13 protein-coding genes and 3 pseudogenes are annotated in these 16,012 nt (G+C 46.9%); 7 read left to right on the top strand and 9 right to left on the bottom strand.

Features of this window, described 5'->3' with window-relative positions:
* Positions 1–293: 293 nt before the first annotated feature.
* The 4 genes from MHI45_RS26885 to MHI45_RS26870 form a co-directional block, all read right to left on the bottom strand.
* A complete protein-coding gene (locus MHI45_RS26885) occupies positions 294–1,352 on the bottom strand; it encodes a glycoside hydrolase family 130 protein (protein WP_076110447.1) in 1,059 nt (352 codons plus the stop codon).
* A 20-nt stretch (positions 1,353–1,372) separates the two neighbouring features.
* Complete coding sequence (locus MHI45_RS26880) at positions 1,373–2,914, bottom strand: extracellular solute-binding protein (RefSeq protein WP_076110446.1); 1,542 nt, start codon at positions 2,912–2,914, stop codon at positions 1,373–1,375.
* A 74-nt stretch (positions 2,915–2,988) separates the two neighbouring features.
* Positions 2,989–3,867 (bottom strand): carbohydrate ABC transporter permease, encoded by an 879-nt coding sequence (locus tag MHI45_RS26875; RefSeq protein ID WP_083675594.1) that lies wholly within the window; start codon positions 3,865–3,867, stop codon positions 2,989–2,991.
* A gap of 12 nt (positions 3,868–3,879) precedes the next feature.
* A complete protein-coding gene (locus MHI45_RS26870; protein ID WP_038587622.1) occupies positions 3,880–4,818 on the bottom strand; it encodes an ABC transporter permease in 939 nt (312 codons plus the stop codon).
* Between the two features lie 233 nt (positions 4,819–5,051).
* On the opposite strand from MHI45_RS26870, the gene MHI45_RS26865 reads away from it, so the two are divergent.
* On the top strand, positions 5,052–7,379 hold the full coding sequence (locus tag MHI45_RS26865; RefSeq protein WP_076110445.1) for an AraC family transcriptional regulator: 2,328 nt from the start codon (positions 5,052–5,054) through the stop codon (positions 7,377–7,379).
* Between the two features lie 56 nt (positions 7,380–7,435).
* On the opposite strand, the pseudogene MHI45_RS26860 reads toward MHI45_RS26865, so the two are convergent.
* From MHI45_RS26860 to MHI45_RS26845, 4 genes and pseudogenes are all read right to left on the bottom strand, one after another.
* A pseudogene (locus MHI45_RS26860) lies at positions 7,436–7,588 on the bottom strand (sigma factor); the annotation flags it as partial.
* A gap of 7 nt (positions 7,589–7,595) precedes the next feature.
* Positions 7,596–7,877, bottom strand: a complete 282-nt coding sequence (locus MHI45_RS26855) for a hypothetical protein (protein ID WP_179091730.1) — start codon at positions 7,875–7,877, stop codon at positions 7,596–7,598.
* Between the two features lie 41 nt (positions 7,878–7,918).
* A pseudogene (locus MHI45_RS26850) lies at positions 7,919–8,191 on the bottom strand (sigma factor-like helix-turn-helix DNA-binding protein); the annotation flags it as partial.
* Positions 8,192–8,243: 52 nt separating this feature from the next.
* Positions 8,244–9,293, bottom strand: coding sequence for an NAD(P)-dependent alcohol dehydrogenase (locus MHI45_RS26845; protein WP_038587529.1), 1,050 nt, complete (start codon positions 9,291–9,293; stop codon positions 8,244–8,246).
* 120 nt (positions 9,294–9,413) lie between these two features.
* On the opposite strand from MHI45_RS26845, the gene MHI45_RS26840 reads away from it, so the two are divergent.
* The 5 genes from MHI45_RS26840 (at position 9,414) to MHI45_RS26820 (ending at position 14,038) form a co-directional block, all read left to right on the top strand.
* Entirely contained in the window at positions 9,414–9,830 is a 417-nt protein-coding gene (locus MHI45_RS26840; RefSeq protein WP_038587526.1) for a MerR family transcriptional regulator, read from the top strand.
* Between the two features lie 599 nt (positions 9,831–10,429).
* Positions 10,430–11,125 (top strand): response regulator transcription factor, encoded by a 696-nt coding sequence (locus MHI45_RS26835; protein WP_341119703.1) that lies wholly within the window; start codon positions 10,430–10,432, stop codon positions 11,123–11,125.
* A gap of 1 nt (position 11,126) precedes the next feature.
* Positions 11,127–12,182 (top strand): HAMP domain-containing sensor histidine kinase, encoded by a 1,056-nt coding sequence (locus MHI45_RS26830; protein WP_340894127.1) that lies wholly within the window; start codon positions 11,127–11,129, stop codon positions 12,180–12,182.
* A gap of 215 nt (positions 12,183–12,397) precedes the next feature.
* Positions 12,398–13,579, top strand: a complete 1,182-nt coding sequence (locus MHI45_RS26825) for an alpha/beta hydrolase family protein (RefSeq protein ID WP_076110441.1) — start codon at positions 12,398–12,400, stop codon at positions 13,577–13,579.
* Between the two features lie 72 nt (positions 13,580–13,651).
* Positions 13,652–14,038: an ATP-binding cassette domain-containing protein gene (locus MHI45_RS26820; protein WP_083675592.1), complete on the top strand. Its 387-nt coding sequence runs from the start codon at positions 13,652–13,654 to the stop codon at positions 14,036–14,038.
* On the opposite strand, the gene sigK is transcribed toward MHI45_RS26820, so the two are convergent.
* A complete protein-coding gene (gene sigK / locus MHI45_RS26815; RefSeq protein WP_445667511.1) occupies positions 14,020–14,592 on the bottom strand; it encodes an RNA polymerase sporulation sigma factor SigK in 573 nt (190 codons plus the stop codon). The two genes, MHI45_RS26820 and sigK, sit on opposite strands and share 19 nt — an antisense overlap.
* Before the next feature lie 172 nt (positions 14,593–14,764).
* On the opposite strand from sigK, the pseudogene MHI45_RS26810 reads away from it, so the two are divergent.
* A pseudogene (locus tag MHI45_RS26810) lies at positions 14,765–15,956 on the top strand (transposase).
* Positions 15,957–16,012: the final 56 nt, after the last annotated feature.

Genomic DNA, 16,012 nt, shown 5'->3' with positions numbered 1-16,012 from the left:
GGCATTGGAGTTGGCCTTGGTTACCACATCCATTCCCCCTTGGAGGAATTCTCGGATGATAGAAGTAAGGCTCAAGTTGTCGAAGCGCAACATCAGGCCGATGACGACCACGACGAACCAATGAAAAGCGGCTCCTTCTCTTCAGTAGCCGTGTTCACTCCTCCCTCCGCCTGCCGGGGACAGGCTGCGCTCAAGCGGCTGGAGGAATTAAGGTAAGCAAGCAAAGGGAGCACCGATTATGGCGCTCCCTTTGCTGAACTATTGCGGTAAATACGATATGCCGGATAGACTAATTAATTCTCTTCATATAACAGGGTATCAAAAATATCATTCAGCTGAATATCGGCAACTGCCATGACTTCGTCAGCAGCCCCATAATACATCCGGACGGTATCCCCGATTAACAGGGCGCCGCATGAGAAGACCACGCCGCCGAAGAAACCGTTCACTTCATAATCCGCCTCCGGCTCCATGAACGGCCGGGTCGAACGTGCCAGGACTTTGCCAGGATCTTCGAGATCCAGCAGTACGGCTCCCATACAATACCGGTGTTTGGTATCGGCACCGTGGTACAGCGTCAGCCAGCCCCGCTCAGTCCTGAGCGGTACGGCTCCGCCGCCCATTCTGCCACCGTCCCAGGACGCCTTGCGGAGTCCCATCAGGAAACGGTGATTGCCCCAATGCAGCAGGTCCGGCGATTCTGCGATCCACATTTCCGGCGCACCGAAGGAATGCGGTACCGGACGGGTTAAGGCATAATATTTGCCGCCAATCCTCTCAGGAAACAGCATCACGTCCTTGTTCTCCGGAGCCAGGATTATTCCGTGGCGCTTGTAGGTTACAAAGTCGTATGTCTCAGCCAAGCCTACGCCTACCCCGCGGGAAGAAGCCGCACTGTATGTGATGTAATACTTATCTCCGATCTGCGTGATGCGGGGGTCCTCCACTCCCCAGGCTTCAAGCGCCGTCTGCGGGAAGATCGCCGGCTGATCCTCCACAGTGAAATGGATGCCATCCTTGCTGCGTGCCACGCGAAGATGGGACATGGAGGTCAGCATCACCATTTGACCCTTCTCCGCAACAAAGCGGGTATCGCTGAGATCATACCGTTCATCGTTTGATGACAAACGTTCTACCATAATCTCTCCTGTAGCATCATTCAGCTTCGGGACCGGTACCTCTCCTTCTGCGCTGCGGACCGGCGCTTCGGCCACACGGAGCAGCAAAATGGTTTCTTCTCCATAAACAGCAACTCCAGCATTGAAGGCTCCAAGCACTTTGAAGTCCGGCCGTGAAGGCTTCACATCAGTCGTCCTGACGATAGGATTATGTTCTGAACGTATTACTGTCATTCATATCTCCTCTTTCTGCTCTATTTGGCTACTACCGCATCGATTTGCTTCTGAATCTCGTCCATTACCTTTTGACCGCCGACACCGAGAATCTTGTCTTTCAGCATTTCTTTGCCTTTATCTGCCGGCAGTACACCTTGGGACAGCGGCAGGAACACAGAATCGAAGAATGGCGTGGTCTTGGCATATTCGGTCTTCACCTGTTCGGCGTCAAAGCTGAATCCGGTGATGGGGCTTATGTTGAAGAAATCAGCTGCGCCGGCCTTTTCAACCCATTCCTTGTCACCGGCCAGCATGTTGTCCGGAGTACGCTCCAGTGTTGGACGCCAGGTGAGCACAAACCCGGGGAATACATACGCAGAAAGCTGTTTGTAACTCGAATCGCCCACAGATTCCCAGTCTTTTCCTTCAACACCATACTCCAGCAGATCGTGATTTTCTTTAACCGACAGCCAATTGGCTACATCCATGACCAGCTCGGCATGCTTCGAAGCTTTGGGGATCGTGAGGAAGTTCCACTGCTGGTAATTGGAATACGGCTTGGAGGTCTCGTCGTGGGGAACCACCACTTCAAGCTCGGCTCCATCAATCTTGAGCGCGTCCAGGTACTTCAGACCTTCTACGCCATCGGCCGCATAATAGGTTGCTGCATACTTACCCTGGTTGAATAAGGTCTGGGCATTCTGCTCCTGGGCAATATTCTTAGACAGGATGCCGTCCTCATAATACTTTGTCGCCCGTTCAAAGGATTGGTCCAGCGTCTTGGCATCCCACGCTCCTACAACCTTCTTATTTTCAAGCGAATAATAGAACATTGGCACTAAGGTCTCAATATAGCTTACTTTTCCAGTGTTTAAGGTATCATTAAATAATACCGGAAGCTTGTCTGCTTTGCGGCCGTCGATTACAAACGGCTTAATCGTAGTTTCCTTTTCTTTGACGGTATACAGGAATTTCTCTACATCAGCTACTGTCTTCAGCTCGGGCATCCCGTATTTCTCACGCAGATCCTTGCGGATAACGAAGCCGTACAAGGTTCCCTGCACAGTCCCGAGTGGAATACCCATGATCTTCCCGCCAAATTTGTTGGCATCCCACATTTGATCGGGAATGGACTCCTTCAATTCCTTGCGCGAAGCTACCATATCATCCAGCGGAATAATCGAGCCGCTGGCAATCATCTGCGACATCGACAGCCACGGGGCGTCCAGATACATGTCGAACTCCTCGCCTGCCGACATTTTAACCGAGACCGAATTGCCATAGTCGGACCAAGGGAGAAAATTGATATTTAATGAAGCGCCTACGTTGTCCGCTTTCAGCTTTTCATTGACTGCCTTGAGCACATCCTCGAAGCCAGAAGGCTTATCACCCGGGAAATATGCTTTTAATTCCACTGTCTCCTTCGGGCTGTCCGCTGAATTGCTCTGACCCTTGCCCTCTCCGTTGTTCGGAGTGTTTGCTCCGGTATTATTGTTTCCGTTTCCCCCGCAGCCGGATACCAGCATGGATAGTGACAGTACCGCAGCTATTGTGATGCTGAGCATTTTCTTTGATCTCATTTTAATAACCCTCCCCAATTCATAATAATGCTTATATGCAATAACCGGAAATCCGGTTGATGCCAGAAACTGGCTTACCCTTTGACTGCCCCTACCGTCAGCCCTTTGACAAAATATTTCTGCAGCATGGGATAGAGCAGGATAATCGGACCGATAGTCAGCACTGTCGTTGCCATGCGGACCCCGTAAGTCGGCGCCACGGTAGAGATTGCAGCGGAAGCCGGAATCAGATTTTTGGCCGCTTCCATATTAGAGACCATCCGGCGCAGTATCAGCTGCAGCGGGAATAGCTTCTCGTTATCAATAAACATCAGTCCCATGTACCAGTCATTCCAATAATAAAGGGCGTAGAACAGTCCCACTGAGGCCAGAATCGGCTTGGAGATCGGAAGTATAATCTGAAAGAACACTCTCATTTCATTGGCGCCGTCTATACGTGCCGCTTCCTCCAGCTCCTCCGGAACCGTTCTGAAGAAGCTTACGAGAAGGAATACAAGGAAAGGCTGGCAGAGCAGCGGAAGAATCAGCGCCCAGATTGTATTTTGCAGATGCAGCCATTGGCTGACCACGATATAGAAGGGAATAATTCCTCCCGAGAATAGCATAGGCAGATAGCAGAAAAGTAAAAATGGAGTTTGCAGCACATTGCGCTTATTGGCCAATGAATAGGCCAGCATGGCCGAAATGCAGAGTGCAGTGATCGTACCCGCAACTGTAATGATTATGGTTATGCCATATCCATTGTATAAGGCGTCCGAATGCAGGAGCGCTCTGTATGCGGCAACCGAGAATGCTTTAGGGAAGAGCGTGTAGCCGTTCACAATCAGCTCACTCTCCTCCGTAAACGAGCCGATGACCATCAGCAGAAATGGAAGAATGCAGAATAGGGTGAACAAGATGAGGACAGCATAGGCAACAATGCTAAATAAACGGTCAGACAACGTCTGTTTCAAGTGTTTTCCCTCCTAGAACAAAGCGGATTCTTTAGACATTTTGCGCGTAACCGCATTGGCGATAATCACGAAGATAAGACCCATGACCGACTGGAACAAGCCCACCGCGGAGGACATCCCGAAATCATGAAGCTGCCGCATGGAACGGAATACGAAGGTATCAATCACATCCGTCGTCGGGTACAGCAGAGAGTTATCACCGATAATCGCATAGATCATGGCAAAGTCGCCGTTGAAGATTCTGCCTACCGACAGAAGGGTCATAATGGAAATGGTCGGAACAAGCAGAGGCAAGGTAATTCTCAGCATAATCTGCATTTTGGAGGCGCCGTCTATCCGCGCTGCTTCATATAAATCCTCGGAGATACCCGTAATGGCCGCCAAAAAGATAATTGACAAGTAGCCGGCTCCCTGCCACACACGGATAATCGTAAGGATCCATGGCCATAAGGCAGATTCAAACATCCAATTGACCGGCTCAAAGCCCAAATTCTGAATCCACGCATTGACAGGCGGAGATTCACCTCCCAGGAAAGATTGAACCAGCATGCCGATCACAATCCATGACATGAAGTAAGGAAGAAAGATCAGCGACTGCGAAATCCGTTTGAAATACTTATTGCGGATCTCATTGAACATCAGAGCGATAAGAACCGCTGCAAGCGTTGTAAAAACAATGAACAGCACATTCAGCAGCAGGGTATTGCGCAGGATGATCCAGAAGTCGTCCGATGTAAAGAAATAATTGAAGTTGCGGAAGCCTACCCACTCACTTCCGGTAATCCCTTTGGAAAAGTCATAATTCTTAAACGCAATAAGGATTCCGTAAATCGGAAAATAACTGAAGATAAGAAAGAAGAGCAAGCCTGGCACCGCCATCCCGTATAAAAAAGGATTACGTGCAATTTGCTGCAGTTTGTAGCCTGCCCCGCGTTTCCGGACATTTGGCATTTCTGTGTACCCCCTCGTGAATAATTCGTTACAAGCTTTGTCTGGGAAAAACATACCAGGCTTTGATATTCCAGACCATTGCGGGAATTAACGATGTCTACTGTATGCATGAATCAGCGGACTTCCCAAAAGCATCACAGTTTCAGGAACCATCGATTGTCTTTATCAAATGCAGCGATATGATACAATAAATCTGCCTTATCAATCCACAGAGATACAGACGGGGGTACAACATGCCTAGATTAAAACTATCCCGGTTGAATTTTTTGAAGCAACGCTCTACTTTTATCAAAATCATCATTTATTTTGTCAGCGCCAATATTATCGTACTGGCGGTTTCATTCATTGCCCTCTATTCTCTATCCTCAAAGACCCTGCTCAAGGAAATCGGCGACCACTCCGAGTCTCTGTTAGTCAATGGAGCCAAGAATACAGCGCAGCTCATGGAATGGTCTATCAATTACGCTTATTCCTCGAGCTCCGATGTCCAGATCGAGTCTTATGCGCTCTCAGAGCAGCACAGCGACCTGGACACCTATGCGGTTTGGAGCCGGCTGATGAACATCAAGAAGGGAAATCCCTCCATCGATTCGGTCTATCTGATTAATGATTATACGCATCAAATTATCGATTCCCGGCTGGGCGTGAATGAATTTGACAGCTTCTATGACCAGGAAGTATTACAGCGGCTGCGGACCCGGAAACTGACTGACGGAGCCTTTCTTATTCCCCGGACCCTTCTGCTGCCGCTGGAATCCGGCAAGGAGAAGAAAGTGATTACAGCTATCGTCCCCTATGAGACCGGCAAATCTATTTCCGCTTTCGTACTGAACGTCGATGCTGACAATATCATGACGCTGCTGCAGAATAACAGCAATGTTCTGGAGACCAGCGTCTTTGTACTCAATGACAAAAAGGAGCTTGTCTTCAGCACCGTGAAGCTGGACGCAGAACAGATACAAGAGTTCAGCCAGGCCGTGGAAAAGGAGGCGAACGGCTGGAAGATCGTGAAGCCGCAGAAATCCCCGGAGCAAATGCTGGTCTACGCCAATACCTCCATCAATGGCATCCAAAGCTGGAGATTTATCGAGACGATTCCCAAATCGATTATTCTGAGCAAAATCACATGGCTGCGGAATTTGACACTGCTACTGTTTGCAGGACTGTTTGCCGCTTCCCTGTGGGTGATCATTCTATTGTCGAAACGGGTGTATTCGCCAATCCAGGAGCTTGTTCACAATGTTATGGAGCAGCATCATGCGGAGCAGCTGGACGGGCAGAACGAAGCCAATGAGCTGGTGTATTTATCCCAGGTATTTGTCTCCCAGAATGAGCGGATCCATGAGCTGACCGAGCATGGGCGGAAGAACAAGTTTCTGGCCCGGGAGCGGTTTATACGTGAATTATTGGGGGGGCTTACCTTATCCATTGCGGAAATCCGCAACAATTGCAGCGAGCTTGGCATTGAACTGTCTGAGGAGGGAGTATCTGTAGCTATCTTCCGGATAGACCAGTTTGCTTCCTTTACAGTGCGGTATTCGGAGAAAGACCAGCGGCTGTTGCGCTTCGCCATGGCTAATATTATCCAGGAATCCCTGCAGACAGACGTTATGAAAGGGATTCTTACCGTCGATATGGGCAAAGATCATGTTGCAGTGATTCTCCCGGCTGGCAGGGGGCAATCTGCGGTTATGTATGCCGGGAAGCTTCAGCAGGCGCAGCGGCTGGTAGCACAATTTCTATCCATCGGAACCACAGTAGCCTGCGGCAAACATTTGGAGGGATTGAACGAACTTCATGAGGGTTATATGGAGACCTATGAGATGACCCAGGAGCGTTTCCGTTTAGGGCAAGGAGCCTTTGTAATAGAGGAGTATGCAGATGCAAGTCCTGCTGAGCTGTATCATATGCCGCTGGAGCTGGAAAGGCAAATGGTACAGGCCATTCATAGAGCGGATGCTTCCGCCTTCCTTAACAGCCTGTATATGGCTATTTCCTCGCTTAGAGAACGGCCATACTTCGAATGCAAAATGTCATTAATCACTTTATTCATGGAAATCCGCCGCTCGATGCAGGAGATCACCCATCAACCCGTGCTGCCCAGCTCCTGGAGTCTGACCTCGGTAGAGAATCAGATTATTAAGCTCGAAACGCTTGAAGCCGTTGTGGAGTGGATGGCAGGAGTATCCGCCAAATTTCTGGATGAGATCGCAGCCGTCCGCAGTGTCTCAAGAAATGCCGGTCTGGTCGGGCAGGTTGAACAGCTCATCGAAGCACATCTGACCGATGCTAATTTGTCCGTTAAGATGCTCTCCGATGAGCTTGGCCTGTCGGTAAATTATATTAGAAATTTGTACAAGAACGAGACGAACCGCTCCATTACGGAAACGATATCCGAGAAACGTCTAAGCATCATCTGTGAGGAACTGATATCCAGCGAAGCGCCGATTGAGCCAATCGTACTGAAATATGGCTTTTCTTCATTAAATACCTTCTATATTGCTTTCAAAAAAAGATATGGCGTTACTCCGGCAGTCTACAGGAAATCCAATCAGAAATAGATCCGGGCCGTCTGTAGTGAAATCTAGCTCACTCCCCAAGAGAAGAATTCCCACCTGGAACGGTAACTTTCAATGGCCTTGATCAGTCCGATCCTGCCGATGGAAATCAGATCCTCCATATCCTCGCCTGTGTTATCGAACTTTTTGAGGTTATGGACACGATACGATGTCAAAAAAATAAACCAATTACGATCGATCCCGATTCTAATTGGTTTACTATTGCGTTTTATATTTAATCTGTAATTTCAGATCAATTATTTGTGCCCATTCAGGCAATCCATCTGAATAATATTTCATTCCGCTTTTATCCGCTCCAAGAATAATTTCACCATCTGCTTTACTATTATCAATAACAACTAATTGATCTATTTGGTCTAAGTGAGACAACAGATTATTCATACTCGTTACATTACGTCTAATAATATCCTCTGTTTCAATATGATGACCACCCATTTTCCACACGCGCAGCAACGCAAATAACCTGTAGGATTGAGACATTAATATCTCATCCCTACAGGTTATTATTCTAAATTTTCAAGTTATCTTTTCGCCTTATAAAACTCATGATATGGCTTCATCAGCGCCCGTTTCTCAATCCGCGATACATAACTCCGGCTGATGCCAAGTTCTTTGGCTATCTCCCGCTGCGTCCGCTCCCCGCCCCCAGTGTCCAGAACGAACCGGCCGACTACTACCTCCTTCTCCCGGTTATCTAAAATGTCGAGGATGCAGTAGATTTTGCTCTTCTCGATCTTCAGATCGACCTCTTTAATGACATCATCGGTCTCGGAGCCAAGGATATCTATAAGAGTGTGAATTTTTTGGAATTATGGACACGATATAATGTCAAAAAGAGAACAATCCTTATTCATTCCCCATCGTGCTGATATCGATTACAAACCGGTAACGGACATCTGAAGCGAGTACACGCTCCCAGGCTTCATCAATCCGGTCGGCAGAAATAACCTCGATCTCAGATGCAATATTGTGTTCAGCACAGAAATTAAGCATTTCCTGCGTTTCACGGATTCCGCCAATCATTGATCCGGCAAACGAGCGGCGGTGGCCGATCAGCGAGAATACGTTAACTGCCAATGGATCAGCGGGTGCACCGACATTGACTAATGTACCATCCAGCGCCAGAAGCGAAAGATAGGCATCAATATTAATCTGCGCACTTACTGTATTTACGATCAGGTCGAACGAACCGGCAAGCTGCTTAAATGTCTCCGGATCGCTAGTCGCATAATAATGGTCCGCCCCTAATTGCAGACCGTCTTCCTTCTTTTTCAGTGACTGTGATAAAACGGTAACCTCAGCCCCCATGGCATGAGCGATCTTCACAGCCATGTGTCCAAGTCCGCCAAGACCCACCACAGCTACTTTTTTGCCTGGAGCGGCACCCCAATGGCGCAGCGGTGAATAGGTTGTGATTCCGGCACACAAAAGTGGTGCAGCAGCATCAAGCGGAATAGCGTCAGGAATCCGCACCACGAAGTCTTCTGTTACAACAATGTGAGTGGAATACCCGCCCTGGGTATAGTGCCCGTACCGGTCGATAGCTCCATAGGTACCTGTACTTCCATTAAGGCAATATTGCTCCTCACCTTTATGGCAATTGCTACACTCTCCGCAGGAGTCAACCAAGCACCCTACCCCTACCCGGTCACCTACTGAATACTTTGTGACTTCGGAACCGACCTGGCTAACAATTCCGGCGATCTCATGCCCTGGAACGAGTGGATAGGTGACCGGCCCCCACTCCCCGCGGGCTGTATGAATGTCCGAGTGGCAGATCCCAGCGTACTTAATCTCAATAAGAACATCGTGCGGCTGAAGATTCCGGCGCTCAATGGTGGTTAGCTTGAACGGACCTTCCTGGCTGAATGTAGCGCGTGCATTAACTTTTATCATAGTGTAACCTCTCTTCTAGTTAATATTAAAATCTGTAACACCGGCTTTACAAAACATATGTTATTACTTAAAGTTAACTCTAAGTCAAGCAAAAAATACAATTGAGACTGGAGATACATAATGAAGACATACTCCATAAGTGAAGTTGCAGAACACTTTAACATGACACCACATACCCTGCGTTACTATGACAAGGAAGGTCTTATGCCCTTTATAGAAAGGACCTCCAGCGGGAAACGCGTTTTCAAGGAATCGGATATGGACGCTTTAAAAGTCATTGAATGCTTGAAGTCATCCGGGATGCCGATTAAGGAAATTAAACATTTTATTGAGTGGTGCTCTGAGGGGGATTCCACCTTGCAGCAAAGATATGACATGTTCCTTGAGCGGAAAGCATCCGTAGAAGCACAGATGGAAGAATTAAAAAAAACGATGGAAGTCATAGAACATAAATGTTTATATTACAAGACCGCCTTGGATAGCGGTACGGAAGATGTTCATAAAAACAATAAAATAAAAAGTTCATCCGCTCATTAGAAATGGACTTTCAAATTCGTAAGCTTCTTGATTGAGGCTGCCATCTTTAACCGCTTCGCCTTATAAAACTCATGATACAGCTTCATCAGCGCCCTTTTCTCTATTCTTGAAACGTAGCTGCGGCTGATTCCACTATCAATAAATTTAAAGATAGCGAAGATATTTCATTAAGAGCATTAACAAAGTTAATTTCCCCTAGTGATTTTGTGCTGATTGGTGCTTTAAAGAGACAGGTTTACGAAGTGGAGAATTGCATCAACAAGATTATGGAATTATTATTTATATCAGATCCGGTTGCGTAATTCTGATCATCAATTGTTTAAAAATAAAGGGCAGACCAGCTTGTTGAATCCAGAATTCCCCAAGGCGTTGCTCAAGCTCTTATTCCAGCGTATCCGGAACTGGAGAGGCGCTTTGAGCGCGACTTTTTTTGAAATATAAGCGTTATATGTTTCACACGATAACTTATCCTTCTATTTCTCGCTGAAACGGTACCGTCCTTAAAAAGGACGGCAAAGCCGTTTCCACTTGTCAATTCGAGTCCATGCGGCTCTTGTGTTATAAATGCAGTCTATTTAAAGAGGTTGGGAGGTATAAAGATGCCAAAAACGATATTAGTTGTAGACGACGATGAAGAAATCGTAAAACTCATCACAAAGAGTTTAAGGTACGAGCAATTTGCAATAATTCCGGCATGTTCCGGGAAAGAAGCCTTATCTGCATTGGAAGAAAACCACATTGATTTCATCGTTCTTGATATAGTGATGCCTGATATGGATGGACATGATGTCTGCAGAAGTATCCGAAAATCTTATAATGTTCCAATTCTTTTTTTAAGTGCGCGTGATAAGGACATTGATAAAATCGTCGGGCTCGAAATAGGAGCAGACGATTACATGACCAAACCTTTCAGTATTCAGGAGCTTGCCTCCAGGATAAAGGCCCACTTCAGAAAAGTGGACAGGCTGTTTAAAGAGTGGGATGAACTTAGTCCCAGTAACGAAAAGGCGGATGCTCCGCTCATTTTGAACGATAAGACGTTTGAAGCATTCCTGCATAGCAGGAAGCTCGACTTATCAACGAAGGAATTTCAAATTTTGTCTATCCTTATGCGTCACCCCAATCATGTATTGACTCGTGAGCAGATATATGAAAACGTCTGGGGAGATGAATACGGAGAACTAAATACCGTAACGGTCCATATAAAAAATATCCGTAAGAAACTTGGTCCTGAAAATGACTTTATTAAAACCATATGGGGCATAGGATATAAATATACGGAAAGAGAGCAATAGTATGAAACTGAAAATAAAACTTCCCCTCTTATTCCTGCTGATGCTTATAATTTTTATGTTTTCAATTGGAATGTACCTGAAGCTTGTCTTTGCAGTATATTCCCCTATACGCAGTTCATTGCTGGACTCGCGATATATAGCATTGCTCCTGCCCATATTTGCCATTGCCTTTTTCATATTTATTATTCTGATTATCTATATTCATTTTTGCATAGAGAAACCCATTCAGCTTCTGAATACCAGGCTGGAAGAAGTAAATAGTGTACATCCAATGCCTCCGCTAGCTTTGAGGAGTAATGACGAGATCGGAGAACTTTATAAGCACTTCAATAAGATGGAGCATAGGCTTCAACTCGCCCACAGAGAGCAATCCGATATGATTGCCGCAATCGCCCACGATTTGAAAACACCCCTGACATCTATTAACGGTTTTACTGAACTGCTGGCTGCACACAAGGACTTACCAGAAACTGAAAAGCAGGAATATTATGAATTGATTCAAAGGAAGTCAGAATATATGGTCGAACTCATCAATGATTTCTCCAGCTTCACCAAAGAAAAACTGGAGTTGGAATCCATGGTAGCTAAACCTGTAAAAGCATCAAAATTATTTGAAAAAATTGCCCTTGAATATGAGTACGAGCTGGCGGGACTTGACAACGAGCTTACTTGCCGCCATTCATTCACGGAAAATATATTGCTAATGGTCAATGAACCGATGATCCGTCGGGTTTTCGGCAACCTCTTTAGCAATGCTGTAAGATATGGAGGGAAGAATAAGCTGAAAGTGTATATGACGGGATACCCGCTAGGACATTATGCCTATTTCCAAATCGAAGATAATGGAATTGGAGTGCCGGATAAGGATATTTCTTCTCTGTTCCTCAAATTTTTCACTGTGGATAAATCGCGGCAAATTCAAAAGGGCGGGCTGGGGCTGGGGCTTGCAAGCTGTAAATCCATTATTGAGCATCACGGGGGCGAAATTGTTGCCTACCCTTCCGAATATGGCGGTTTGGGGATAAGATTCAGCCTTCCCCGGGCGGCACAACGCTGACTTTATTTTTGCACATCTTCTTTTACAACAAAGTTAAAGGCTGCTGCCAGGTGTGAACACCCAGGCAGCAGCCTTTTTTTTCAGCGGTTTATAGTTTTTTATATTCTCTTTATAAACATTTATTTTTCTTTTAAAGAAGCTTTATCTTTGTGTTGTAAAAATTAATTGTAGTAAAAAAACTACAATCACTAGAACTGGAAAAGGAGGATGTTGCAATGTCAATTGAGTTCAGCCGTTGGCCCAGTAACTACATGATGTCATACCAAGTCACCAAAGCTTTGGGTATGGCAAGCCTCGGTGCTACGGATGTCACCGAGATCTACGAGGCCTGCAAAAAAATCGACCCCGATGACAAGGATACGTGGCACAGGGAATGGCTCATAACCGCTCAGGCATTGGAAAGACACGGCAAGGAGGCCGAAACGGCTGGAAACTGGTATACAGCACGAAACTGCTACATTCGTGCCTGCAATTACTACAGAATCGCAGAGTATGCGGTGATGGATGATGACATCGAGAAAATCCGTATCTTTAAGAAGGTAAATGAACTCTTCGAAGCTGCCGGAAAGTACTTCGATGTCCGCCCGGAGAAGATCCAAGTCGATTACGAGGATGTCAAGCTGGAGGGGTACTTCTTCTCCCCTTCCTGGATAAAAGGTCCAAAGCCGACCCTTTTTGCGCTTAACGGTGGCGACGAGTGGTCAATTGAAAATTATTTCTGGCTAGGTCCCGCCTTCATTTCGTGTGGATATAACTTTCTGGTCTATGACCAGCCTGGCACCGGCCTCTCGCTGTACGAAAAGGGAAAGGGGAGACGGGCGGACAGTGAGGCTTTCCATTCCCGAGCAATCGACTTTCTTCTAACACGGCCGGAAGTCGATCCCGATAAGATTATCGTGCACGGGGAGAGTTTTGCGGCTTACGACTCGCTGCGATTCGCTTCGTTCGATCACAGGGTTGCTGCCGTCATCTCCGACGGCGGTACGCACGCCTTCGACTGGGATGCCATGCTTAAATGGATGCCGCCGAGTCTGGCCGCACACGGCATGAGAATTCTGGGGGCAAAAAGCTTGGAGGATTTTGCGGGGAATCCGCGTTTTGCCTATGATCTTGAGGGCGTGCTCCACCAGATAGAATGTCCGCTTCTTGTAATGCATGGAGCGGAAGAGATATTGGTTCAGCCAAATCCGCTGACACAAGCCTTGAAGAATTACGAGCAAGCGGGTTCGAAAAACAAGACGTTCTACCCGATAGAGGATAGACGACTTGGCGGATTAGAACACTGTCAGGTAGACAACATCAACGTGCTGCATGAGGTAGCGCTGAATTGGCTCTGCTCAATTGGGCTTGGGCCAGCCTCGCCTCGCTTAAGCGATTGCCAGGACATCATAAAGTAGATTTATTGAAAGATTTCTGATTGAGCTTGTTCAGGAGTGTCGTACTTAGAATCCTGAATAAGCTCTCTCTTTATGGAGGAGTTGAAGTTTGGCGACTATATCGCATTAAACAATCTTTCGCTGGAGGTGAGCCGAGGAGAGATATTTGTATTTTTGGGACTGAATGGCGCTGGAAAGATAACGACCATAAAGATGCTCTTGGCGATGCTCAAGCCAACCTCCGTGTACCTCTTCCGGCTTCCTTCAGATTCCACCTCACGATGGACAACCTTATCCTTGGCTAATGTTAGGCGCTCGCCAGCCTCCCTTCGGGACTTTCAGCCTAGAGATGACGCCCATGCTGGGCGTACTAACAAAAAAAGCAACTTCCCTGTTGGCAAGTCGCTTTTAAAATGTTCTATTGTTAATCGCTACTTATTACTTAAATTATCATCCAGACCTCACCGCTTCGCCTTATAAAACTCATGATACAGCTTCATCAGCGCCCGCTTCTCTATCCGTGACACATAACTGCGACTAATGCCGAGATCCTTGGCGATCTCCCGCTGCGTCCGTTCTTCACCGCCTGTGTCGAGGCCAAAACGTCCGACAACTACTTCCTTCTCCCTCTCGTCCAAAATGTCGAGGTTGCGGTAAATCTTGCTCTTTTCAATCTTCAGATCGACTTCTTTAATGACATCATCAGCTTCGGAGCCAAGGATATCGATAAGTGTAATTTCATTACCTTCTTTGTCAGTCCCAATTGGATCGTGTAGGGATACGTCTTTACGTGTTTTCTTGAGCGAACGTAGGTGCATCAGGATTTCGTTTTCAATACAACGAGCAGCAAAGGTTGCGAGCTTCGTACCCTTGTTCGGACGGTAACTTTCGATGGCCTTGATCAGTCCGATCGTGCCGATGGAAATCAGATCCTCCATATCCTCGCCGGTGTTATCGAATTTTTTGAGGTTGTGGACACGATGCGATGTCATTTCCAAATGACACTTACATCCAAAATACATGGTACGCTGCATTGACGATTATTAATTCCCTTTAGATTAATTAAATAAATTTCTTAATTGAGCATTTTGCATTAATCTAAGCCCTTGTTGCACAAAGGGATTTTGAGCATAGAAAAGGACTTCACCCCAACTTGGAGAAGTTTTCAAGTGACCAAACGAGAAAACCCAAGGGAGTGAAGTCACTATGTATATTCTCCAAGAAAGTCTTTTTTCCTTTGAGGAGCTTCAAAGAATCGAATCCAAAGAACGACTGCCTATCTTTTTCAGCGCACTCGACCTGCGACCTTACGCGAGAGAATTGAGAAGTCGCTCACCCCGAGGAGCGGATGGGCACTGCCGTCAAGGCATTCTTCGCGCGTTACTCGCGGCTCCCTTAGAGAACATCGATACGTTTAGCGGCCTACAACGCAGACTGGAGTTTGACCTTCGTTTCCGTTACCAATGTGGGCTTGCTTGGATCGTCCTGCCCCTTCCATTTCTACGTTAAGCCGAGTCTTCGCCGGGTTGACTCACAAAGGCCTTGCCCAGCGGTTGTTTGAGGATCTTGTGGCTCAGTGTCAAGAGGCTGGAATTATTGACGGCACTCATGTCGCCATCGACAGCGCAACCATTGACGCCTACGAGAAAAAAGAACCCAAGCGAAAAAGCGAACTAACCGGCAATGCTAACTGGGGTGCAAAGTTTGACACCTTTGGCAACAAAGTCAAGTGGTTTGGCTATAAGTTGCATCTGGCCGTCGATGCCAAGAGTGAACTACCCATGGCGCTCAAGGTGACCCCTGCCCATGTGAACGACGGAGACGAAGGGCCTTCGCTTATGGCGCTTATCGCTGCGAAATCCAAAACGAAATTCTTCATGCTGGATGCGGGCTATGACCAAATGAAAAACTACGAGGCAGCCCGGAGCGCCAAGGCACAAGCCATTATTCCGCTGAATCCCCGAAATGAAAAGGAACCGCCAGCAGGGATCACACGAAAAGGCACGCCCTGTTGTTCGATGGGTTTTCCCATGACGTATTGGGGACACGAAAAGGCACATTTGAAATTCCGTTGTCCGCATGCGACAGGTCAAGTGGATTGTCCTTTAGGCATGGCCGCTTGTTCGTCCTCCAATTATGGAATGGTGATCAAAATCAACAGTCAAACGGATCTCCGGCGCTATGCGTTACACATCGGGAAAGCCGAGGCTGGAAGGAGCTTTACAATAAACGAACCAGTGTGGAACGCTGCAATTCTCGAATGAAGACCTATTTAACCGCAAACCAGCTCCATGTCTGGGGGATTCAAAAAGTGACAACCCACCAATATTTGAATGCGATTGTGATACTTGCCTCTGCACTCGCCATTGCGAAGCAACAAATTCACAACGCCGCTTAAAAACTTCAGCTTCACCAAAATTCTGCCCGTCTGCCTATTTATAGCTCAGCTCTCAC

This window comes from Paenibacillus sp. FSL H3-0321, from assembly GCF_038002865.1.
Classification (GTDB): Bacteria; Bacillota; Bacilli; order Paenibacillales; family Paenibacillaceae; genus Paenibacillus_AQ.
The sequence above is the reverse complement of the archived record's forward strand: the minus strand, read 5'-3'. Positions and strand labels throughout refer to the sequence as shown.